Source organism: Nonomuraea sp. IBHARD001 (assembly GCF_056106265.1).
The window spans coordinates 5473072-5494370 of the sequence record NZ_JBWBBW010000002.1; the positions used below are offsets into that span (position 1 = coordinate 5473072).

Consider the following 21299-nt stretch of genomic DNA (forward strand, 5'->3'; position numbering starts at 1 on the left):
ACCAGGTGATGATCGAACCTGCCCACGATCCGTCCTGCCGCGAGCCTGCGATCGTGGCCGGGCTGGAGCACCGCAGCACGCTGTGGAGGCGACGGCTGTTCGAGGCCGAAGCCGGTCTGACCAGATTCGTCGTCGAGAGCCGCGCCGGGGCCTTCATGCACGACCTGCTGCGCGTCAAACAGGCGATCTTCGAGTCGCTGCCCCCTTCGGGAGCGGGCGAGCAGGAGTGGAAGGCCGCCTTCTTCCGGGCTCAGGCGCTGATGGAGCAGTTCGTCGTGACCAGGTTCGGGCACGACCAGCTCGCCGCCTGGGCCTCGGCCAACAGCGCCGTGTACGCCGCCGTCGACGCGGCCCCCAGGCACGACGCCGTCGTGCCGCTGCAACGCCTGCACGACCAGGCCGAGCTCTACCGCTCGGAGGTCAGATGGCTGGCCAGGGACGAACGCAGGGCCGTGTTCGAGATCCGCCACTGTGCGATCTGGGACTACCGCGAGCTGGCCAGGAGCCGCGGCGTCACCATCACACTCGGCTCGCCCTGCGAGTACTGCGTGCCCGCGACCACCGCGATGATCACCAACAAGGGCCTGCACGCGCGCTGTGAGCTGACCGACGGCGAGCAGGGCAAGGGATGCGTGTGGACGGCTTCGGCGGCGAGGACCGAGGCTTGAGCGACAACAGCGCCCTGATCGAGACCGACGCGTGGACGGCCCTGCGCCGCCTGCCCGCACACCAGCAACCCGACTGGCCGGACCGGCGTGAGCTCGACGCCGTCCTGGACGCCCTGCCGCCCGGCGACCTCGTCACCCCGGCCTCCGTCGACGCCTTCGCCTCGGCATTGGCCACCGTCGGCTCCGGCGCGCTCGTCCTGCAGCTCGGCGACTGCGTCGAGGACATCGAGGGCGACGTCGCCGCCGTCACCGCGGACAAGACGGGCTTCCTCGCCGAGGCGGGAGCGCATCTGCGTCACCGCACCGGCCGTGAGGTCGTCACCGTCGGCAGGATCGCGGGGCAGTACGCCAAACCGCGCTCCAACGACCACGAGAGCGTCGGCGGGGTGCTGCTGCCCAGCTTCCGCGGCCCGATCGTGAACTCGCCGCATCCCAGCGCCGAGGCCCGGGTGCCCGCTCCCTCCCGCATCGCACGGGCGCACGACGCCGCCAGGCGCGCCCACGACGTGATCTCCGCCCACAACCGCACCACGGGCCGCGAGCGTCCGGTGTGGACCAGCCACGAGCTGCTCCTGCTGGACTACGAGCTGCGCTTCCTGCGCCCCGGCCTGCCCCGCAACCACCTCGCCACCACGCACTGGCCCTGGATCGGCGAGCGCACCAGGCAGCGCGACGGCGCCCACATCGCCGTCGCGGCGGGCCTGCGCAACCCGGTCGGGGTGAAGATCGGCCCGACCACCACGCCGCAGGAGGCCCTGCGCCTGGCCCTGCTGCTCAATCCGCACGACGAACCCGGCCGCCTGACCTTCATCGTGCGGATGGGACACCGCCACATCGGCAACCTGGCCGCCGTCGCCCGGGCCGTGCACCGGCGTCTCGCGCACGTCGCCTGGATCAGCGACCCGATGCACGGCAACACGACCACCGCGCGCTCGGGGCTCAAGACCCGTCACGTGGAGCACGTCGTCACCGAGCTGCGCGCCTTCCAGGAGATCCTGCTGCGCGAACGGCTCACGCCCTCCGGCCTGCACCTGGAGGCCACGCCCGACGACGTGCACGAGTGCGCGCGCCACGGCCGCGAACCCGCCGACCACTCCCGCTACCTCACCCTGCTCGACCCGCGGCTGAGCCCGGAGCAGACCGCGCACGTGCTCGACCAGTGGTTCGCCTGACGACCAGCGAAGGAGACACCCATGCCGCGCTCGTTGCCCGACCTGGAGGACGCAGGCCCGATCGACCCCGCCGAGTACCTGGCGGCGGCCCTTCGCTGGCACTTCTCCGAGCGGACGGGATCCAGGCTCTGGCTCACCCTCGCCAAGGAGCTCGACTTCGACCCGCTCACCGACATCACCTCATACGACCAGCTGCGCCGCTTCCCCGACATCGGCGCGCACCTGCGCGAGCGGCCGGTCGAGGACCTGCTGCCCCGCGGTCTCGACGGCGACCCGGCCCCCTCGGTCTTCGAGACCGGCGGGACCACGGGATCGCCCAAACGCCTGCTCTACACCGAACGCTGGGTACACAGGGCCCTGGCCTGGAAGCGCGAGGAGCTCGTCGAGGCCGGGTTCCCCGCCGGCAGGCCGTGGCTGGTGGCGATGCCGTCAGGCCCGCACGCCTTCGGGTACACCACCAGGCTGCAGGCGCGTGAGCTGCGCTCGGTGCTGCATGCCGTCGACCTCGATCCGCGCTGGGTGAAGAAGCTCATCGCCGCGGGCGGCGCGCCCGACGCCTATGTCGCCCATCTGGTCGACCAGATCGGGCACGTCATCCGCAGCCAGCCCATCGCCGCCCTGACCACCACCCCGCCGATCCTGTCGGCGCTGCTGCTGCACGAGGGGCTGACCGACCGGCTGCGCGGCACGCTGAAGTACCTCGCCCTGGCCGGGGCCCACCTCGACGACGACACCTACGACCTCATCGCCGAGGCCTTCCCCGACGCGGTGATCCACAACGTCTACGGGAGCACGATGGTCCTGACCACGGCCAGGCTCAGACCCGGCCCCGCGAGCGTGCCCGACTCGGTCTACGACGGCTACTCACCCTTCGTCCTGTTCAACGTCGTCGACCCCGACAGCGGCGAGCCCGTGCCCTACGGCGAACGCGGGCAGGTGCGGATGAGCCATGTCAGCAGCGGCGTCTTCATCCCCAACAACCTGGAACGCGACTCGGCCGTCCGGGTGCCGGGCCCGGCCGGGTCGGCGGGCGACGCGCTCACCGCGATACGCCCGCTGGCCACGTTCGAGGGCGACCGGGTGATCGAGGGGGTGTACTGATGGCCTCCGGCGCGGCCGCCCCGCTCAGGCTGCCCGCGCTCACCCATCGCGGACGCCTGGTCACCAGGGCCGCCGACGTCGTGCACGGCGTCGGCGGCGAGCCGCTGGCCGAGCTGTCGATCAGCCCGGACCTGCTCATCGCCCAGGCGATCCAGGCCCAGCGGGCGAGCCAACCGCTGCCTGCCGACGAGCGGGCGCACCGGCTCGCCGACGCCGCACGGCGCTTCGCCGGCGACGTGCTCGGCGGGCTGACGTTCGCCGAGCACCTCGACCTGGTCGCCAGGGTCTCCGGGCACAACCCCGGCCTGACCGAACGGCTGAGCCTGGCGGTCGCGGACGCCGTCGCCCAGGCGCCCGGGCGGGCCGACCGGGCCAGGCCGAACGGCTCGGTACGGGCCTGGCGCGAGGTCGCGGGCGGATCGGGCAGCGGCGTGTGGACACGGCGCGGCGAGACGCTCGGCGCCGTCCTGTCGGGGAACCTGCCGACGATCCAGAACGGCTGGCTGCAGGCGCTGGCGCTCGGCTACCGTGTCGCGGTGCGGCCGTCGAGCCGCGAGCCGTTCACCGCCTACCGGGTGATCGAGGCCCTGCGCGCGGCCGGGTTCCGCGACGCCGACGCCGTGTACCTTCCCGCCTCGCACGCCGGGGCCGCCACCGTGCTGCGCCGGGCCGACCTGGGCCTGGTCTACGGCGGCGACGACGTCAAGGCGGCCTACGAGCACTCCCCCACGGTCAAGGTCGGCGGCCCGGGCCGTTCCAAGACCTTCGTCGGCCATGACCGGCTGACCCCCGGGACCGTCAGCTCGGTGGCCGACTCGGTCGGCGCGCTCGGCGGCGTCGCCTGTGTCAACACCACCGCCGTGCTCGTCGAGGGCGACCACGCCGCCTTCGCCGCCGACCTGGCCGCCGAGCTCACCGCGCGGGCGGGCGAGCGGCAGGGCACCGACGCCCATCTCGGCCCGCGCGTGCGCGAGGCGGCGGCCCGTACGCTTCTCGACCGGCTGCGCGCCCGGGCGGCGCACACCCGCGCCGAGATCCCGTTCGAGCGGATCGCGACCCCGCACCCCGGCGGCGGCGTCGTGCTCGGCCCCGCCGTGTTCACCGTCGAGGACCCGCTGGACGCCGTGCTCGGGGCCGAGCTGCCCTTCCCCTGCGTGTGGGTGGCGCCGTGGCGAAGGCACGACGGCGTCGCCCCGTTCGCCGGGTCGCTCGTGGTCAACGCCGTCACCGGCGACGGCGAGCTCATCACGAGCCTGCTGGCCGAGCCCGGCATCCAGAACGTGCACGTCGACGTGCCCACCGTGCACAGCGACGGCGACCTGCCGCACGAAGGCTTCGTCGGCGACTTCCTCATGCGCAACAAAGCGCTCGTGTCCGGCTGAGAGGAATCCCATGCAGATCCGCCGCGTCGACTTCGACCACCCCGACGCCGCCGAACTCAGAGCCCGCCTTCAGGAGTTCTACGTCGACAGGTACGGCGGGCCCGACGAGGCGCCCGTCGACCCGGCCGAGTTCCGCCCGCCGCTCGGCGAGAGCCTCATCGGCTACCTGGACGACCTGCCCGTGGCCGCGGGCTCCTGGCACACCGTGGACGTCCGGCGGCTGGGCGCCGGGCGCGCGGCCGAGTTCAAACGGGTGCACGTGGTGCCGGAGGCCAGGCGCAAGGGCCTGGCCCGCCTGCTGCTGGGCGAGCTCGAACACACGGCCAGGCAGGCCGGCCACGAGGCGGCCGTGCTGTCCACCGGGATACGCCAGCCGGAGGCCATCGCGCTGTACGAGTCCTCCGGCTACACGCCGATCAAGGGGTTCGGGCACTACGCCGGGCACCCCCTGGTGGTCTTCCTCGGCAAACGGCTGTGAGGTCAGTCCTCGTAGAGGGAGTCGATCACCTCGGCGTACTTGGCGTGGATGACGCGCCTCTTCAGCTTCAGCGAAGGCGTCAGCTCCTCGGTCTCGGCCGTCCACTCCACACCGAGCAGCGCCCAGCGCTTGACCTGCTGGACCCTGGCCAGCTTCTCGTTGGCCGCCTCGACCGCAGCCCCGACCGCCTTGAGCACGTCGGGGTGTGCGGCCAGGTCGGCGGGCGAGTCGAAGGCGATGCCCTGGGCCCGGGCCCAGCCGGGCGCGACCTCGCCGTCGAGGGTGAGGACGGCGACGGGGTGCGGGCGGTTGTCGCCGTAGGCGAGCGCCTGGCCGATGAGGGGGTGTTCCTTGAGGTAGCTCTCGATGTTGGCCGGTGAGATGTTCTCGCCGCCCGCGGTGATGATGAGCTCCTTCTTGCGGTCGACGATGCGCACGAAGCCGTCCTCGTCGATCGAGCCGACGTCGCCGGTGTGCAGCCAGCCCTCCTCGTCGAGGAGTTCGGCCGTCGCCTCGGGGCGCTTGAGGTACCCGGCGGTGTTGAGCGGGCTGCGGGTGAGGATCTCGCCGTCGTCGGCGATGCGGATCTCGACGCCGGGCTCGGCGCGGCCGACCGTGCCGAGCTTGTAGGCCTGCGGGCTGTTGGCGGTGAAGGCGCCGGACGTCTCGGTCATGCCGTACACGTCGATGACCTTCATCCCGAGTCCGGCGAAGAAGCGCTGGGTCTCCAGGGGCATGGGCGCCGCGGCCGTGGCCAGCCACTGGGCGTCGCCGAGGCCGATCATGGAGCGGATGATCGAGAGCAGTCCGGCGTCGGCGGCGTCGTATGCGGCCTGGATCTCCGGGGTGATCGTGTGCCCGACCTGGCCGGCCTCGACCCAGGCGCGGCCCGCCCGCATGGCCTGGCGTACGCCCTCCTGCTGCTCGGCCGGCTGGGTGGCGAGCAGGGCCTGCAGTCTGGCCTGCATCTTCTCCCACACGCGCGGCACGCCGAAGAACATCGTGGGCTTCACCTGGCCGAGCGTGGCGCCGAGATCGGCCAGGTCGGTGCAGAAGTGCACGTGGCCGACCTTGAACAGCGGCAGGTAGAGGCTGAGCGCCCGCTCGGCGATGTGGGCGTAGGTGAGGTAGGAGACCTGCGGCCCGTGCTCGGGCAGGCTGACGATCTGGTCGACGGCGTCCACGGCGAAGCCGAGGTTGGCATGGGTGAGCGGCACGCCCTTGGGCATGCCGGTCGTGCCGGAGGTGTAGAGCACGGTCACGGTGTCGCCCGGTGCGACGGCCTGCCAGCGCGCGTCGATCGAGGCGGGGTCGTCGGCCAGCCGCCGCCTGCCGAGCTCCAGCAGGTCCTGCCAGCCGAGGAAGCGCTCGCCCTGGCCCGAGCCGTCCAGCACGATGATCTTGCGCAGGCCGGGCAGCTCGTCGAGGACCGGCTCCCAGCGGGCCAGTTCGGCCGCGCCGCCGAGCACGGCGTACTTCGCCTCGACGTTGTCGGCGACGAAGGCGATCTGGTCGGGTGTGAACGTGGAGTACACCGAGCACGGCAGCCCACCGGCGTGCAACGCTCCAAGGTCGGCCAGCACGTGCTCGCTGCGGTTGACCATCATCAGCGCGACGGCCTCGCCCGGCCGCAGCCCGAGTGCGACGAACCCGGCGGCGATCTCCAGCACGCGCTGCCTGGCCTGGCCGTAGGTCAGCGTGCTCCAGCCGCCGTCGACCGGGTCGGAGTAGGCCGGGGCGTCGGGAAAGCGCTCGGCGGTGCGGCGCAACTGCTCACAGACGGTCGGGACGTCGGCCATGGTGCACGCCTCCAGAAAGTGCTCACTTGCACGAGTGCTGTGCATCGCATCACACCGGATCGCGACTGGACAACCCCCTCTTGGGGAGAAGAAGCCACGCCCCAGCACAGGGGTGACAATTCGATCACGTAGAGTGACCGATCATCAGCACACAGTGCCGGAAGGGCGCGCATGACAACGGGCGAGAAGACGTTCTTCGGCCATCCGCGGGGACTGGCCACGCTGTTCGGCACCGAGATGTGGGAACGCTTCAGCTGGTACGGCCTGCGGGCCATCCTGGCGACGTTCATGGCCGCCTCCCCCGCCGTCGGCGGTCTCGGGATGAGCGAGACGACGGCCCAGGCGGTCGTCGGCGTCTACGGCGCGCTCATCTACCTGGTCGCCCTGCCCGGCGGCTGGGTGGCCGACCGCATCCTGGGTGCGCGCAGGTCGGTGCTGTGGGGCGGCTTCGTCATCATGCTGGGCCACATCAGCATGGCGCTGCCGGTGTCGAACTCGGCCTTCATCTGGATCGGCCTGCTGCTCATCATCAGCGGCACCGGCCTGCTCAAGCCCAACATCTCGGTCATGGTCGGCAAGCTCTACCCCGAGGACGCCGACGCGCGCAGGGACTCCGGCTTCTCGCTGTTCTACCTGGGCATCAACCTGGGCGCGTTCGTGGCGCCGATCGTGGTCGGCTGGCTCTCGGCGGGCGACCGCTGGCACCTGGGCTTCGGCGCGGCGGCGGTCGGCATGGCGCTCGGCCTGGCGCAGTACGCCCTGGGCCGCCGCTACCTGCACGGCGTGGGCGACCGGCCCGGCCTGCCGCTGACCACGCACGAGCGCAAGCGGGTCGGCCTGCTGGTGGCCGGTGTGGTGGTGCTCGTGGCCGTGGTGATGGGTGTGTGGGTGGCGACGGGCACGTTCGACGTGGACACGCTCACCCTGGTCGTGACGATCATCATCGTGCTGGTGCCGATCGGCTACTTCACCTACATCCTCAAGGGACCGCACGAGCTCACCGACGACGAACGGTCGCGGATGAAGGCCTACATCTATCTCTTCATCGCCGCGGCCATCTTCTGGATGATCTACGACCTGGCCCCGACCAAGCTCCTGTTCTTCGCCCAGAACAGTACGAACCTGTCGCTGTTCGGCATCCCGATCCAGGCGGCGACCACGCAGTCGTTCAACCCGCTCTTCATCATGATCTTCGTACCGGTGTTCGCCGCCCTGTGGGTCAAGCTCGGCGACCGGGTCAGCACGCCGCAGAAGTTCGCCTTCGCCCTGCTGATGGTCGGCCTGAGCTTCGTGGTGATGGCGATCGCCTCCGGTCTGGCCTCGGGCGGTGCGAAGGTCACCGTGTGGTGGCTGGTGCTGGTCTATCTCATCCAGGTGTTCGGCGAGTTGTCGCTGAGCCCGGTCGGCCTGTCGGTCACCACGAAGCTGGCGCCGATGGCCTTCAAGGGGCAGATGCTCGGGGTGTGGTTCATCGCCAACTCGGTGGGCGACGCGGTCGGCGGCCAGACCGGGCGGCTGAGCGAGGTCATGTCGGACCCGGTGTACTTCCTCACGCTGGCGGCGATGGCGATCGCGGCGGGCCTGGCGCTGTTCCTCTTCGTCCGCAAGCTCAAGGTCATGATGCGGGAACACGCATAGAGCCGGTCATGGGATGATTTATCGGTGTCCGCACTTCTCGATCTCGTCGGTATCTTCGTCTTCGCCCTGACCGGCGCCCTCATGGGCGTGCGCAAGCGGCTGGACGTCGTCGGCATGGCCGTACTCGCCGAGATGACCGCGCTCGGCGGCGGTATCGTGCGCGACCTCATCCTCAACGTGCCGCCCGCCGCCTTCCAGAGCGTCGGGTACGTGCTGGTGCCCGTCGGGGCCACGGTGATCGTCTTCTTCTTCCATCCGCACGTGGCCAGGGTGATGCCGGCCATCCTGGTGCTCGACGCGGCCGGGCTCGGGCTGTTCTGCGCGGTCGGCACCGAGAAGGCGCTGGTCTACGGGCTCAGCCCGCTGCACGCCACCCTGCTCGGCGTCACCACGGCCGTCGGCGGCGGCATGCTGCGCGACCTGCTGGCCGGTCAGATCCCGACCCTGCTCTACGACCGCCAGCTCTACGCCCTTCCCGCCCTGCTCGGCTCGGCCAGCATGGCCTCGCTCTACACCTTCGACCTGCACGGCTGGCAGGCCACGCTGGCCGCCGCCGTGCTGGCCTTCGTGCTGCGCATCGCCGCCATGAGGTACGGCCTGCGGGCCCCGCTGGCCAGGGGCGTCACGCCCTCAGAGTGACGGGGTCAGCGACTGGGCCCGCCTGGCCCCGACCACGCCCCGCACCCTGGCCAGCGCGATGCGCTCGACCGCCTCGGCCAGGATCTGCGGCGGCTGGGTGTAGGGCAGGCGCAGGTAGCCCTCCAGCGTGCCGTCGAGCCCGAACCACGGGCCGGGCGCCAGCCGTACCCCCTGGCAGGCGGCGGCCTCGGTCAGCGGGGTCGCGGCGTCGCCGTTCAGCCTGACCCACAGGGTGCCGCCACCGGCGGGCACGGTGAACGACCACGCGGGCAGGTGCTCGCCGAGCGCGGCCACCAGGACGGCACGCGAGGCGCGCAGCAGGTCCTGGCGCTCGGCCCTGCCCTCGTGCACGGTCTCGAACAGCCTGGCCACGGTGAGCTGTTCCAGCACGGAGCTGGCGATGTCGACGGCGGCGCGGTGCACGGCCAGGCGGCGGGCCATGGCCGCGGTCGTGCGGATCCAGCCGATGCGCAGCCCGCCCCACCACAGCTTGGCCGCCGAGCTGATCGACACGACCCGGCCGTCGGTGTCGAACGCGGCCATCGGCGAGGTGCGTTCGCCGTCGTCGAGCGGAAGTTCGGCCCAGGTCTCGTCCACGATGAGTGTGGTGCCGGTGCGCCTGGCCGCCCCGACGATCGCGGCCCTGACGGCGTCGGGCATGTTCGCGCCCGTGGGGTTGTGGAAGTCGGGGATGAGATAGGCCATCCTGGCCGCCGCCTGCCGCATGGCCCCGGCGACCAGGTCCGGCTCCCAGCCCGCCTCGGTGACGCCCACCGGCACGATCCTGGCCCCGCGCTGGCGTGCGGCGTCGATGGCGTGCGGATAGGTGGGCGACTCCAGCACGATCGGGTCGCCCGGCCCCAGCAGCAGCCCCATGACCAGGCTCATCGCATGCTGGGCGCCCGAGGTGACGATGATCTGCTCGGGCCTGGTCGCCACGCCTCGCGCGGTGTACCTGGCGGCGATGCGCTCCCGCAGCACCGGCAGGCCGATCGGGTCGTACCCGGCCCCCATGGCGTACCTGGGCAGGTCGTGCACGGCGGCGAGCATGGCCTCCTGCACCCTGGGCGTGGCCGCGGGCGCGGCGCAGTGCAGTTGCAGCAGGCCGTCGTCCTCGCTGGACAGCCACGGGTTGTCCGCGCCGAGCGCCGAGGGGTCGGGCAGCGCGGTCCAGCTCCCCGCGCCCTGCCTGCTGTCCAGGTAGCCGCCCTCCCGCAGCCGGTCGTATGCGGCCGTCACCGTGGTGCGGCTGACGCCGAGCACCTCGGCCAGGTGCCGCTCGGCCGGAACGCGGATGCGCAGCGGCAGCCGCCCGTCCACCACGAGCTCCCTGATCCCCGAGGCCAGCGCCTGGTAGAAGGGCCTGGCCGCCCGGTCGAGCTCCAGCAGCCCGGCGAGCTGGGCCGCACTCACATGCCTGTCTGACATAAGGCCACTTTTCACGATTGGCCCTTTAATGGCAAGCCATTGGCCTGCGACAGTGGGCTCACTATGAGCGAACTCACCGCCACCGCCTCCCCCGTGACCCTTCCCCGGCGTCTGCTCAAGCTCTACGGCGGGCTGATGCTCTACGGCGTCGGCATCGGGCTTCAGGTCGAGTCCGGTCTGGGCAACGATCCTTGGGACGCCTTCCACCAGGGCCTGGCGGTCCGCACCGGACTGTCGATCGGCACGTGGATCATCCTGGTGGGCGCGCTGGTGCTGCTGCTGTGGATCCCGTTGCGCCAGAAACCGGGGCTCGGCACGATCAGCAACATCGTCTTTCTCGGCCTCTTCGCCGACGCCGCCATCTGGCTGCTGCCGACGCCGCACCACTGGGCGCCCTCCTGGGCCTACCTGCTGGGCGCCGTCACCCTCGTGGCGCTCGCGACCGTGCTGTACATGAGCGCGGCCATGGGGCCCGGACCGCGCGACGGCATCATGACCGGGCTGGTCAGGATGGGGCTCTCGGTCAGGCTGGCCAGATTCGCCATCGAGATCACCGTCCTGGCCGTCGGCTGGCTGCTCGGCGGCACGGTCGGCATCGGCACCCTGGTGTTCGCCCTGCTCATCGGGCCGCTCACCCAGTTCTTCACCCGATTCTGGCCGTTGCCCGACTGACGGCCTCCCCGAGCGGGCGGTGGCCGCCTCCGTGACGCGACACGGGGGCGGCCACCGCCGATCCGGGGCCGATGTTGGCTAACGTCACAGTCATGCGGATTGAGGACTACGCCCTCATCGGGGACATGCAGTCGGCGGCGCTCGTCGGCCGCGACGGCTCGATCGACTGGCTCTGCCTGCCCAGGTTCGACTCGCCCTCCTGCTTCGCCGCCCTGCTCGGCGACGAACGCAACGGGCACTGGTGGCTCGGCCCCGTCGGCAGGCAGCCCGCCACCAGGCGCGCCTACCGCGAGGAGACGCTCATCCTGGAGAGCGAGTGGGACACCCCGACCGGCACGGTCAGGGTCCTGGACTTCATGCCGCCCCGCCATGCCAATCCCGACGTCGTCCGTATCGTCGAGGGCGTCAGCGGCACCGTCGAGATGGCCACCCAGCTGCGCGTGCGCTTCGACTACGGCCGCATCGTGCCCTGGGTGCGCCGTACCGACGGGCATCTGCAGGCGATCGGCGGGCCGGACTCGGTGTGGCTGCACTCCCCGGTCGAGCTCAAGGGCGGCGACTACGCGCACAAGGCCACGTTCGAGGTGTCGGCGGGCCAGCGGCTCGGCTTCGTCTTCACCTGGCATCCCTCGCACGAGAGCATGCCGGTCGAGCTCGACCCCGAGGTGCAGCTGGCCGAGACCGAACTCATGTGGGCCGACTGGGTCTCGCGCTGCACCTACAAGGGCCCCTGGCGCGAGGCCGTCGTGCGCTCGCTCATCACGCTCAAGGCGCTGACCTACTCCCCCACCGGCGGCATCGTGGCCGCGCCCACCACCTCGCTGCCCGAGGACATCGGCGGCGTGCGCAACTGGGACTACCGCTTCTGCTGGCTGCGCGACGCCACGATGACACTGGAGGCGCTGATCGGCTCCGGCTATGTCGACGAGGCCGCCGACTGGCGCGCCTGGCTCCTGCGCGCCATCGCGGGCCGCTCCCAGGACCTGCAGATCATGTACGGCGTCGCGGGCGAGCGCCGCCTGACCGAGCTGGTGCTCGACTGGCTGCCCGGCTACGAGAACTCACGGCCGGTGCGGATCGGCAACGGCGCGGTCGACCAGCTCCAGCTCGACGTCTACGGCGAGGTCATGTCCGCGCTGTACCTGTCGCGCACCTCCGGCCTGGGCGCCGACGACCGGGCCTGGGCCATCCAGCGCGAGATGCTGGACTTCGTCGAGGAGCACTGGGACGAGCCGGACGAGGGCCTGTGGGAGGTGCGCGGCCCCAGGCGGCACTTCACCCACTCCAAGGTGATGTGCTGGGTGGCCTTCGACCGGGCGATCAGGCAGGTGGAGGAGTTCGACCGCACCGGACCGGTCGAACGCTGGAAGCGGCTGCGCGACCAGATCCACGCCGAGATCTGCGACAAGGCCTTCGACGCCGAGCGCAACACCTTCACCCAGTCCTACGGCTCGCACGAGCTGGACGCCGCCCTGCTGCTCATCCCGATCGTGGGCTTCCTGCCGCCCGGCGACCCCAGGGTGATCGGCACGGTGACGGCCATCGAGCGCGAACTGCTGGCCGACGGCTTCGTGCTGCGCTACCCGGTCGCCGAGGACAACGACGTCGACGGCCTGCCCGGCGGCGAGGGCGCGTTCCTGGCGTGCAGCTTCTGGCTGGTGGAGGTGCTGGCGATGGTCGGGCGCAGGGACGACGCCATGGCGCTGTTCGAACGGCTGCTGGCCCTGCGCAACGACGTGGGCCTGCTGGCCGAGGAGTACGACCCTCGGTACGCCAGGCTGGTGGGCAACTTCCCCCAGGCCTTCAGCCACGTGCCGCTGATCAACGCGGCCCGCGCGCTGTCCTAGGCGCCTGCCCGCCGGTCAGGTCGCGGCGATGCGGGCCAGGATGCGGGCGAACTCGGGCGGCGGGGCCACCACCAGCCTGGTCTGGCCGTCCTGCAGTTCGATGTCGGCCTTGATGAGCGTCAGGCGTCCGCCGTGCCACCAGTGCACCTGGGTGCTCAGCCCGCCCTCGCGGGCGGCGTGCACGCGCAGGCGCTCGATGGCGCGCACGACGCCGATGCCGTCGACCGGGTGCACGAGCAGGGTGGCGGGGCCGGGCAGGGCGACCAGCACGCCGTCGCGTGGCACCGGCACGTAGTCGCCGAGCCAGCGCAGATGCGCCGCCGCACTGCCCTCGCGCTCGGCCGTGACCCGCCACACCGGCGTGTCGCCGAGCGTGTGCGGCTCGGCCACCAGGCGTTCGGTCGCCCGGACGTTGGCCGCGGCCAGGTCGAGCGCGCTTCCCGTCGGGACCGGCCAGCAGCCCGCCTCCTCCGGGCGCACGTTGCGCCTGCCGACGGTGAGCAGTTCGACCAGGTCGGCCGACAGGTGCCTGCCGACGACCCTGGTCAGGTCGGGGATGTCGTCGACGTGCTGCACGCTGGTGCGCAGATGCGGCCTGACCTGGCCGAGGTCGCAGACGTCGACGGGCTCGGCCGCCGAGGAGACGGCATGGGCCAGGTGCTCGGAGACCAGCGTGGGCCAGTCCTCGCGCGAGCGCCTGCCGGCCTCACGGCGCAGACCGGTGAGCCTGACGGTGATCTCACCGCCGCCGCCGAGCCGCAGCCAGGAGCCGTCGGGTGCGAAGGTACAACTGTGGCCGAGGGAGTCCGCGACCAGGGCGAGCAGCGAATCGAGGTCGACGTCCTCGACTGAGCGCGGGGGTGCGCTCGGGTCGCGGTGCCGTCTGAACAGGTTCACGTGCCACGTCCCTTCTGTCGGGTTTACTCCCTATGCGACTCTCTACATTGCCGCGCCCTCGTTGTGGAACAGACAAGTGAGCGAGCACGATTCGGTATCGATACCACCAAGCGCGCCGAGCCACACGCTCAACTGTGGTGTCCCGTGTCCCACCGCCAGCCCCGCCACGATCGGCACTCCGAACGGCGTCAGCCGCTCGGCGAGCACAGGCCCCGGATCGCCGCAGCCGACCCACGAACCGAGCGCGAACCCGGCCACCCCGGCGAACGCGCCGGCCTGGACGAGCTGGGTCAACAACCGGTCGATCCGGTACGGCGCCTCGCGCACCTCCTCCAGCAGGACGATCCTGCCGGCCAGCATCGGCTGCCACCTGGTCCCGCACAGCGAGGCGAGCAACGACAGGTTCCCGCCCGCCAGCGGCGCGACGACCCGGCCGGGCACGAGCGCGTGCGTGCCGTACACCGGGGCCGGTGTGTGCGACAACGCGGCCAGCAGGCTCTGCCGCGAGGCGGGCTCGGCGCCGCTCTCGTCGCCGAGCGTGGCGCACGCCGGCATCGGCCCGTGCAGGGTGGCGACGCCGAGCTCCATGCCGAACACGTGGTGCAGGGCCGTCACGTCGCTCGACCCGAGCAGGACCTTCGGCCCGGCCGCGCGCATCGCCGTCCAGTCGAGCAGCTCCAGCGTCCTGACCGCGCCGTAGCCACCCCTGGCGCAGAACACCGCGTCGATCGCCGGGTCGCACCAGGCGGCCTGCAGATCGGCGGCCCTGGCCTCGTCGGCGCCCGCCAGATGGCCCAGCGGGTGACGCTCCAGCGTGTGCTCGCCCGTGACGACCTTGAAACCGTGCTCCTCCAGCAGCCGCACGCCCCTGGCCAGCCTGACCGGGTCGACCGGGCCCGAGGGGGCGACGACGGCCACCGTGTCACCCGGTGCGAGGCTTGCGGGGATCGAAGATGGCGTGGCCGGTTCGTTCACCTCGTAAACGGTGTCACACTTACCTCACCTATGCGACCTCCGCCCCACATCCTCGTGGTGAACGGCATCAAGGTCCGCAGGCCGGTCTTCCTGCTGGGAGCCCCCCACTCCGGCGCGGACCTGCTGGCGCGTGCCCTGAAACGTTCCCCCGGATTCCACGTCACCATGGGCCGCGCCTCCGTGGCCACCGTGGTCTACGCCTTCGCCCGCAGGCCCTCCATCACCAGGAGCACGGGCGCCGCCCGCGTGATCCGCGACGCGCTGGCCGAGTGCTGGCAGGTGCTGCCCGGCGCGTGCGGCCTGTGCCCACCCGCCTGCCGTGAGGCCGGGGGCGTCACCGGCGCCGGGCCCTGCGTCTCGACCGCGGCCGTGGCCAGGTTCGGCGACGCCAGTCCCGATCTGCTCTACAGTGCGCCGGTGCTCATGCGGGCCTTTCCCGACGCCAGGTTCGTCCAGCTGATCAGGGACGGGCGCGACGTCACCGCCGACATGCTCACCGATCCCGCGTGCCTGGCGTGGTTCAAGCCCGTGATGCTCGCCGAGGACACCGAGTTCCCCAATCCGTTCCTCGGCGTCAACCGCGACGAGCACCGCGACCGCTGGAAGGGCATGCCGACGGCGGGCAAGTGCGCGCTTCGCTGGCGCAGCGCCGTGCGGATCAGCGCCGCCCTGCGCAAGGACCTGCCGCCCGAGCAGTTGCTCACCCTGCGTTACGAGGACCTGGTGGGCTCGCCCGCCGAGGCCGTGGCGACGCTGTCGTCCTTCCTCGAGACCAGGGTGTCGAAGATCGCCCTGTTCGGCGGCACCGCGCCCAAGATCGGCTCATGGCGCTCCCGGCTGCGCCACGAGGACGTGACGATCGTGGAGAAGGTCGCCAAGGACGAGCTGACCCGGCTGGCCTACCTCTAGCCCCTAGCCCTCTAGCTCTCTAGCTCTCTAGCTGTCGGCGAACTGCGTGCGATACAGCTCGGCGTAGAGCCGGCCCTCGGCCAGCAGGTCCTCGTGCCTGCCGCGTTCGGCGATCCGGCCGTCCTGCACGACCAGGATCTCGTCGGCCTCCCTGATCGTCGACAGGCGGTGCGCGATGACCAGGGAGGTGCGCCCGGCCAGCGCCGTCTTCAGCGCGCGCTGCACCGCGGCCTCCGACTCCGAGTCCAGGTGCGCGGTCGCCTCGTCGAGCACCACCACGCGCGGCGCCTTCAGCAGCAGCCTGGCCAGGGCCAGCCGCTGCTTCTCCCCGCCCGAAAGCCGGTAGCCCCGGTCGCCGACGACCGTCTCCAGTTGCTCGGGCAGCGCCTTGACCAGGTCGGCGACCTGCGCCGCGGCCAGCGCCCGCCAGATGTCGTCGTCGCTCGCCCGCGGTCTGGCATAGCGCAGGTTGGCGCCGATCGTGTCGTGGAAGAGGTGGGCGTCCTGCATGACGACGCCGACCGTGTCGCGGATCGAGGCCAGGGTGGCCTCGCGCACGTCCAGCCCGTTGATCCGCACGGCGCCGCCGTCGACGTCGTAGAGCCTGGAGACCAGCGAGGTGATCGTCGTCTTGCCCGCGCCCGAAGGCCCGACGAGCGCGATCAACCTGCCGGGGCCCGCCGTGAACGACACGCCCTTGAGCACCTCGTGCGAGGGCCCGGTGTCGGGCCTGGCCACCGACTCCAGCGAGGCCAGCGACACCTCCTCGGCCGCCGGGTAGCGGAAGCGCACGTCGTCGAACTCCACCGTGACCGGCCCGTCCGGCACGGCGGTCGCGCCCGGCCGCTCGGCGACCATCGGCTTGAGGTCGAGCACCTCGAAGACCCGGTCGAAGCTCACCAGGGCGGTCATCACGTCGATGTGCACGTTGGACAGGCTGGTCAGCGGGCCGTACAGGCGCATGAGCAGGGCGGCGAGCGCCACCAGCGTGCCGAGTTCGAAGATGTCGCCCACGGCCAGCACACCGCCGATGCCGTAGACGAGCGCGGTGGCCAGGGCCGCGACCAGGCCGAGTGCGATGCGGAAGACCGCGCCGTACATGGCCACGGTGACGCCGACGTCGCGCACCCGCTCGGCCCTGCCGCCGAACAGGGTGTACTCCTCCTCGGGCCTGCCGTACAGCTTGGCGACCATGGCGCCCGCGACGTTGAAGCGTTCGGTCATGACCGAGCTCATCTCGGCGTCGAGCCGCATCTGCTCGCGGGTCAGCCTGGACATGCGCCTGCCCACCCATTTGGCGGGGAAGATGAAGATCGGCAGCAGGACGAGTGCGACGAGGGTGACCTGCCACGACAGGACGATCATGGTGATCAGGACGATGACCAGGCTGATCACATTGGACACGACCGACGACAGCGTGCTGGTCAGCGCCCGCTGCGCGCCGATCACATCGGTGTTGAGCCTGGAGACCAGCGCCCCGGTCTGGGCCCGCATGAAGAAGGCGACCGGCATGCGCTGCACGTGGTCGAACACCTCGGTGCGCAGGTTGTAGATCAGCCCTTCGCCGATCCTGGCCGAGAAGTAGCGCTGGGCCAGGCCCAGCAGCGCGTCGAGCACGGCCAGCACGGCGATGGCGACGGCCAGTCCCACCACCACGCCCGCCTGCTTGGGGATGATGCCGTCGTCGATGATGGCCTTCATCAGCAGCGGATTGGCCACCACGATCACCGCCCCCACCACGACCAGCAGGAGGAATGCGGTGATCTGCCGGGAGTAGGGCCCGGCGTATGCGGCGATGCGTCGTACGGTGCCCGGTTTGATGCTCTCGGACATGACCGAGGCGTCACGCCTGAGCGACCGCATCGCCTGCGGTCCCATCCCGCCCATCATGGTCATGGCGCTCCTCTCCCTCGTGATCAGCACGGCGAGGGGCGCCCCGATTCCGCCGTCAGCTCAGCGCGAACACCTGCTCAGCCGCCGAACAGCGCCTTCACCCTGGCCGTCTGCTCCGCGCGTTCGGCCGCGGCCTGTTCGAGCAGGGTGCGCGCACCGGCGCCGTCCAGCAGCCGCTTGGTCGCCACGGCCGCGTCCCTGTGGGTGGCCAGCAGCGCCGTCGCCTGCTCACGCACGGCGGCGGCCAGGTCCTCGCGGGGCACGACGCGCTCGGCCAGGCCGATCCGCAGCGCCTCCTGCGCGCCCACGACACGGGCGGTGAGGCAGATCTCGATGGCCTTGGCCCTGCCGACCAGGTCGACGAGCGGCTTGGTGCCCGTCAGGTCGGGCACGAGGCCGAGTGCGGGCTCCTTCATGCAGAACATGACGTCGTCTGCCACGATGCGCAGGTCGCAGGCCAGGGCGAGCTGGAAGCCCGCGCCGATCGCATGGCCGTGCACGGCCGCGATGGAAACGATCTCTGGGCGGCGCAGCCACAGGAACCCCTGTTGCGCGCGTTCGATGCGCTGGTCGAACGCAGCGTCCTCAAGTTGTGCCACCGAGCTGAACGAGCCCTGTCCCGGGACTCCCTCGGGTGTGAACATTCTCAGATCTATCCCTGCCGAGAAGGACGGCCCCTCACCTGCTACCACGACGATGCGCACCTGCTCAGGCAGGTTGTCGCCGATCTGAGCCAGAGCCGACCAGGTCGCGAACGTCTGGGCGTTGCGCTTGTCCGGCCGGTTCAGCGTGATCGTCGCGATCTCGCCGTCCACCTCGTAACGCAGTCCGATCTCCGCGAGTTCTCGCGCGGACATCGTCTCCGCTTCGTTCCCCCCAAGCACCTCGGCGTCCGTCATACGCTCGCCCGCTCCCTTTTCGCTGTACCGTCGCGTCCGAGCCTACAGACTCCCCAGAATGAGGTTCTGGTAGGGCTCGGACGCGACGGCCGGCAGACTGGGACGAGCGGCTGCGGTCGCGTCGTTCCGAGGCGGCCTTAGCGCTTGGACTTGCCCCGGGTGGCCCCGCCGCGCCCGCGCAGAGTCACGCCGGACTCGCTCAGGATGCGGTGGATGAACCCGTAGGACCGGCCGGTTGACGCGGCGAGCGCGCGGATGCTCTCACCCGCGGCGTAGCGCTTCTTGAGATCACCGGCCAGTTTTTCACGGTCGGCCCCCGTTACCCGGGTGCCTTTCTTCAGAGTCTCGGCCACGAGTACCTCCTGTAGTGCCAGACTTCCGCAGCGTTACACCGCCATGATCAGTCATTTCTGCGGGATCGGCTACCTACTCCATGGGAAAAGATCCGTACCCGCTCAAATTAAGATCACGCAAGTGCCACAAGATCGGAAAATTCCTCGCTCCAGGCGTCTTCTGTTCCGTCTGGTAGCAAGATCACCCTATCTGGTGATAGAGCCTCAACGGCACCTTCATCATGCGTGACCAGCACAATCGCCCCAGAATAGGACCTAAGTGCACTAAGAACTTGTTCGCGACTAACCGGATCGAGGTTGTTGGTGGGCTCGTCGAGAAGCAGCACGTTGGCGCTCGACAGCACCAGCGTGGCCAGGGCCAGCCGGGTCTTCTCCCCGCCCGACAGCACGCCCGCGGGCTTCTCCACGTCGTCGCCCGTGAACAGGAACGAGCCCAGCACCTTGCGCAGGTCGACGTCGGCCACGTCGGGACCGGCCGAGCGCATGTTCTCCAGGATCGTGCGCCCGGCGTCGAGCGTCTCGTGCTCCTGGGCGTAGTAGCCGAGCTTGAGGCCGTGACCAGGCCTGATCTCGCCCGTGTCGGGTTGTTCCATGCCCGCCAGGATGCGCAGCAGCGTCGTCTTGCCCGCGCCGTTGAGGCCCAGGATGACGACCCGGTGGCCCTTGTCGATCGCGACGTCGACGTCGGTGAAGATCTCCAGCGAGCCGTAGGCCTTGGACAGCTCGACCGCCTGCAGCGGCGTCCTGCCGCACGGGGCGGGGTCGGGGAAGCGCAGCTTGGCGACCTTGTCCTGCTGGCGGACCTCCTCGGTGCCGGCCAGCAGGCGCTGGGCCCGCCTGGCCATGTCCTGGGCCGCCTTGGCCTTGGTGGCCTTGGCCCGCATCTTGTCGGCCTGCGCCATCAGCGCGCCCGCCTGCTTCTCGGCGTTGGCGCGCTCGCGCTTGCGGCGCTTCTCGTCGGTCTCGCGTTGCAGCAGGTAGGTCTTCCAGCCGACGTTGTAGGTGTCGATCACGCAGCGGTTGGCGTCGAGGTGAAGGACTTTGTTGACCGTGGCTTCAAGAAGACCCACGTCATGGCTGATGATCACCAAGCCGCCCTGATGTGATCGCAAAAAATCACGAAGCCAGCCGATCGAGTCAGCATCGAGGTGGTTTGTCGGCTCGTCGAGCAGGAGAGTCTCGGCCCCGCTGAACAGGATCCTGGCCAGTTCGACCCGCCTGCGCTGACCTCCGGAAAGGGTCGCGAGCGGCTGCTTGAGCACCCGGTCGGGCAGTCCGAGGCTGGAGGCGATCGAGGCGGCCTCGGCCTCGGCCGCATAGCCGCCGAGCACGTGCATCTGGTCCTCGAGCCTGCCGTACTGGCGGACCGCCTTGTCGCGGGCGCGCTGGTCGGTGGAGGACATGCCCTCCTCGGCGATGCGCAGCTTGCGCAGCACCTCGTCCAGGCCTCTGGCCGACAGGATGCGGTCGCGGGCCAGCACCTGCAGGTCGCCGGTGCGCGGGTCCTGGGGCAGGTAGCCGACGCTGCCGGTGGTGGTGACCGTGCCGGAGGCTGGCATGCCCTCGCCCGCGAGGACCTTGGTCAGCGTGGTCTTGCCCGCGCCGTTGCGGCCGACCAGGCCGATCTTGTCGCCGGGGTTGATCCGGAACGAGGCGCCCTCGATGAGCAGGCGCGCACCCGCGCGCAGTTCGATGTCCGTGGCAATGATCATGGTGAGAGAGACACTCCCGAGCTAGGAAAGAGAAAGGTTCGTCTGCGGCTCGCGAGGCCGGGCTAATCGGGAGTGTGCATACCCTTCAGTGTACGGCGCGCCCGGCGCCGCACGCCCGTCCTTATCCGGCGTCCAGAGGGTCGACGACACGCACCCGCAGGGCCAGGAACAGGCGCGGAGTGTCGCGCAGCACGGCCAGCCTGGGGTCGGGCACGGTCAGGAACGGCCCGCTCTCCTTGGCCAGCAGCCCGGCGAGCCTGCGGTCGGGCCGCAGCGCCTCCACCGCCTTGCGATCCCCGCCGAGCACCACCGCGTCCAGCTCTCCCAGGTACGGCGTGAGCACGCGGGCGGCGGTCTCGACGGCCGCGTCGTGGGTCTGGCCCGCCTGGTTCTGCCGCCGCCTGGCGAACCTCTGCTGCGACCAGCCGCCCGCGGCCGTGCGCCCCTGCACGTATCTGCTGTCGACCTTGGAGACCAGCAGGTCCTCGCCCCTGAACACGCCCGCCGCGTAACCGCCGAGCCTGACCAGGACCACCCCGACCAGCCGTTCCCGCTTCACGTGCGCGACCAGGGCGTCGAGCTCGCCGCCCGGCGCGCAGGTCAGCGGCGGGAAGGGCACATGGCACTCGGCCAGTGCGCCGTCGGCGGCCGTCAGGGCGAGCGTCCGCACGCCTTCGTCCCCCGCGGGCTCGGCGGTCACCGTGACCGGAGCGCCGTGCCGCTCGGCGAATCCGGCGATCCAGCCCTCGACGCGCCGGGGCGCCACCGACACCCAGCGCCCCCCGCCTTTGGCCGGTCGTGCCGTCATGCATTCAAGGCTATCGGAGTTATCCCCCC

Annotated in this window: 19 protein-coding genes; 10 read left to right on the top strand and 9 right to left on the bottom strand. The window is 70.9% G+C overall.

Features of this window, described 5'->3' with window-relative positions:
• The first annotated feature begins 8 nt into the window (after positions 1–8).
• The 5 genes from ACTWNK_RS26995 to ACTWNK_RS27015 are packed head-to-tail and all read left to right on the top strand — an operon-like array spanning position 9 to position 4801.
• Positions 9–668: a hypothetical protein gene (locus ACTWNK_RS26995; RefSeq protein WP_474307345.1), complete on the top strand. Its 660-nt coding sequence runs from the start codon at positions 9–11 to the stop codon at positions 666–668.
• Positions 665–1840, top strand: a complete 1176-nt coding sequence (locus ACTWNK_RS27000) for a 3-deoxy-7-phosphoheptulonate synthase (protein ID WP_474307346.1) — start codon at positions 665–667, stop codon at positions 1838–1840. Before ACTWNK_RS26995 ends, ACTWNK_RS27000 begins: the two co-directional genes overlap by 4 nt.
• Before the next feature lie 21 nt (positions 1841–1861).
• On the top strand, positions 1862–2941 hold the full coding sequence (locus ACTWNK_RS27005; RefSeq protein ID WP_474307347.1) for an AMP-binding protein: 1080 nt from the start codon (positions 1862–1864) through the stop codon (positions 2939–2941).
• On the top strand, positions 2941–4323 hold the full coding sequence (locus tag ACTWNK_RS27010; protein ID WP_474307348.1) for an aldehyde dehydrogenase family protein: 1383 nt from the start codon (positions 2941–2943) through the stop codon (positions 4321–4323). The genes ACTWNK_RS27005 and ACTWNK_RS27010 overlap by 1 nt, the downstream gene beginning before the upstream one ends.
• 10 nt (positions 4324–4333) lie before the next feature.
• Positions 4334–4801: a GNAT family N-acetyltransferase gene (locus tag ACTWNK_RS27015; protein ID WP_474307349.1), complete on the top strand. Its 468-nt coding sequence runs from the start codon at positions 4334–4336 to the stop codon at positions 4799–4801.
• 2 nt (positions 4802–4803) lie between these two features.
• Here ACTWNK_RS27015 and ACTWNK_RS27020 read toward each other — a convergent pair whose 3' ends face one another.
• A complete protein-coding gene (locus ACTWNK_RS27020; protein WP_474307350.1) occupies positions 4804–6600 on the bottom strand; it encodes an AMP-dependent synthetase/ligase in 1797 nt (598 codons plus the stop codon).
• A gap of 171 nt (positions 6601–6771) precedes the next feature.
• Here ACTWNK_RS27020 and ACTWNK_RS27025 point away from each other — a divergent pair, with 171 nt between their 5' ends.
• Both ACTWNK_RS27025 and ACTWNK_RS27030 read left to right on the top strand, forming a co-directional pair.
• Complete coding sequence (locus ACTWNK_RS27025) at positions 6772–8238, top strand: peptide MFS transporter (protein ID WP_474307351.1); 1467 nt, start codon at positions 6772–6774, stop codon at positions 8236–8238.
• Positions 8239–8262: 24 nt separating this feature from the next.
• Positions 8263–8877 carry a trimeric intracellular cation channel family protein gene (locus ACTWNK_RS27030; RefSeq protein ID WP_474307353.1) on the top strand — a complete coding sequence of 205 codons (615 nt, stop codon included), beginning with the start codon at positions 8263–8265 and terminating at the stop codon, positions 8875–8877.
• Here the strand turns inward: ACTWNK_RS27030 and yczR are convergent.
• The gene (gene yczR, locus ACTWNK_RS27035) at positions 8869–10305 is read right to left on the bottom strand and encodes a MocR-like transcription factor YczR (protein WP_474307354.1); all 1437 of its coding nucleotides are present in this window, start codon (positions 10303–10305) and stop codon (positions 8869–8871) included. The two genes, ACTWNK_RS27030 and yczR, sit on opposite strands and share 9 nt — an antisense overlap.
• Positions 10306–10368: 63 nt before the next feature.
• Here yczR and yczE point away from each other — a divergent pair, with 63 nt between their 5' ends.
• Together yczE and ACTWNK_RS27045 are read left to right on the top strand one after the other, a co-directional pair.
• Entirely contained in the window at positions 10369–10977 is a 609-nt protein-coding gene (gene yczE / locus ACTWNK_RS27040) for a membrane protein YczE (protein ID WP_474307355.1), read from the top strand.
• A gap of 92 nt (positions 10978–11069) precedes the next feature.
• Positions 11070–12824: a glycoside hydrolase family 15 protein gene (locus ACTWNK_RS27045; RefSeq protein WP_474307356.1), complete on the top strand. Its 1755-nt coding sequence runs from the start codon at positions 11070–11072 to the stop codon at positions 12822–12824.
• A 15-nt stretch (positions 12825–12839) separates the two neighbouring features.
• Here the strand turns inward: ACTWNK_RS27045 and ACTWNK_RS27050 are convergent, their stop codons facing one another.
• Both ACTWNK_RS27050 and ACTWNK_RS27055 read right to left on the bottom strand, forming a co-directional pair.
• Positions 12840–13721: a hypothetical protein gene (locus tag ACTWNK_RS27050; RefSeq protein WP_474307357.1), complete on the bottom strand. Its 882-nt coding sequence runs from the start codon at positions 13719–13721 to the stop codon at positions 12840–12842.
• Between the two features lie 42 nt (positions 13722–13763).
• The gene (locus ACTWNK_RS27055) at positions 13764–14639 is read right to left on the bottom strand and encodes a S66 peptidase family protein (protein ID WP_474307358.1); all 876 of its coding nucleotides are present in this window, start codon (positions 14637–14639) and stop codon (positions 13764–13766) included.
• Positions 14640–14726: 87 nt separating this feature from the next.
• Here ACTWNK_RS27055 and ACTWNK_RS27060 point away from each other — a divergent pair, with 87 nt between their 5' ends.
• Positions 14727–15605 (top strand): sulfotransferase family protein, encoded by an 879-nt coding sequence (locus tag ACTWNK_RS27060; protein ID WP_474307359.1) that lies wholly within the window; start codon positions 14727–14729, stop codon positions 15603–15605.
• Positions 15606–15632: 27 nt separating this feature from the next.
• On the opposite strand, the gene ACTWNK_RS27065 is transcribed toward ACTWNK_RS27060, so the two are convergent.
• The 5 genes from ACTWNK_RS27065 to ACTWNK_RS27085 all read right to left on the bottom strand — a co-directional run bounded on the left by ACTWNK_RS27065 (position 15633) and on the right by ACTWNK_RS27085 (position 21270).
• Entirely contained in the window at positions 15633–17501 is a 1869-nt protein-coding gene (locus ACTWNK_RS27065; protein ID WP_474307360.1) for an ABC transporter ATP-binding protein, read from the bottom strand.
• Between the two features lie 74 nt (positions 17502–17575).
• Positions 17576–18355: an enoyl-CoA hydratase/isomerase family protein gene (locus tag ACTWNK_RS27070; RefSeq protein WP_474307361.1), complete on the bottom strand. Its 780-nt coding sequence runs from the start codon at positions 18353–18355 to the stop codon at positions 17576–17578.
• A 179-nt stretch (positions 18356–18534) separates the two neighbouring features.
• Entirely contained in the window at positions 18535–18750 is a 216-nt protein-coding gene (locus tag ACTWNK_RS27075; RefSeq protein ID WP_020547488.1) for a helix-turn-helix domain-containing protein, read from the bottom strand.
• Positions 18751–18863: 113 nt separating this feature from the next.
• A complete protein-coding gene (locus ACTWNK_RS27080; RefSeq protein WP_474307362.1) occupies positions 18864–20462 on the bottom strand; it encodes an ABC-F family ATP-binding cassette domain-containing protein in 1599 nt (532 codons plus the stop codon).
• Between the two features lie 121 nt (positions 20463–20583).
• Positions 20584–21270 (bottom strand): acVLRF1 family peptidyl-tRNA hydrolase, encoded by a 687-nt coding sequence (locus tag ACTWNK_RS27085; protein WP_474307363.1) that lies wholly within the window; start codon positions 21268–21270, stop codon positions 20584–20586.
• Positions 21271–21299: the final 29 nt, after the last annotated feature.

What these genes read in the sequence shown, in the direction of transcription:
- ACTWNK_RS26995 (WP_474307345.1), top strand. Translation starts at nt 9, where the DNA reads ATGATCGAACCTGCCCACGATCCGTCCTGCCGCGAGCCTGCGATCGTG.
- ACTWNK_RS27005 (WP_474307347.1), top strand. Translation starts at nt 1,862, where the DNA reads ATGCCGCGCTCGTTGCCCGACCTGGAGGACGCAGGCCCGATCGACCCC.
- ACTWNK_RS27010 (WP_474307348.1), top strand. Translation starts at nt 2,941, where the DNA reads ATGGCCTCCGGCGCGGCCGCCCCGCTCAGGCTGCCCGCGCTCACCCAT.
- ACTWNK_RS27015 (WP_474307349.1), top strand. Translation starts at nt 4,334, where the DNA reads ATGCAGATCCGCCGCGTCGACTTCGACCACCCCGACGCCGCCGAACTC.
- ACTWNK_RS27020 (WP_474307350.1), bottom strand. Translation starts at nt 6,600, where the DNA reads ATGGCCGACGTCCCGACCGTCTGTGAGCAGTTGCGCCGCACCGCCGAG.
- ACTWNK_RS27025 (WP_474307351.1), top strand. Translation starts at nt 6,772, where the DNA reads ATGACAACGGGCGAGAAGACGTTCTTCGGCCATCCGCGGGGACTGGCC.
- yczR (WP_474307354.1), bottom strand. Translation starts at nt 10,305, where the DNA reads ATGTCAGACAGGCATGTGAGTGCGGCCCAGCTCGCCGGGCTGCTGGAG.
- yczE (WP_474307355.1), top strand. Translation starts at nt 10,369, where the DNA reads ATGAGCGAACTCACCGCCACCGCCTCCCCCGTGACCCTTCCCCGGCGT.
- ACTWNK_RS27045 (WP_474307356.1), top strand. Translation starts at nt 11,070, where the DNA reads ATGCGGATTGAGGACTACGCCCTCATCGGGGACATGCAGTCGGCGGCG.
- ACTWNK_RS27060 (WP_474307359.1), top strand. Translation starts at nt 14,727, where the DNA reads ATGCGACCTCCGCCCCACATCCTCGTGGTGAACGGCATCAAGGTCCGC.
- ACTWNK_RS27065 (WP_474307360.1), bottom strand. Translation starts at nt 17,501, where the DNA reads ATGACCATGATGGGCGGGATGGGACCGCAGGCGATGCGGTCGCTCAGG.
- ACTWNK_RS27070 (WP_474307361.1), bottom strand. Translation starts at nt 18,355, where the DNA reads ATGTCCGCGCGAGAACTCGCGGAGATCGGACTGCGTTACGAGGTGGAC.
- ACTWNK_RS27080 (WP_474307362.1), bottom strand. Translation starts at nt 20,462, where the DNA reads ATGATCATTGCCACGGACATCGAACTGCGCGCGGGTGCGCGCCTGCTC.
- ACTWNK_RS27085 (WP_474307363.1), bottom strand. Translation starts at nt 21,270, where the DNA reads ATGACGGCACGACCGGCCAAAGGCGGGGGGCGCTGGGTGTCGGTGGCG.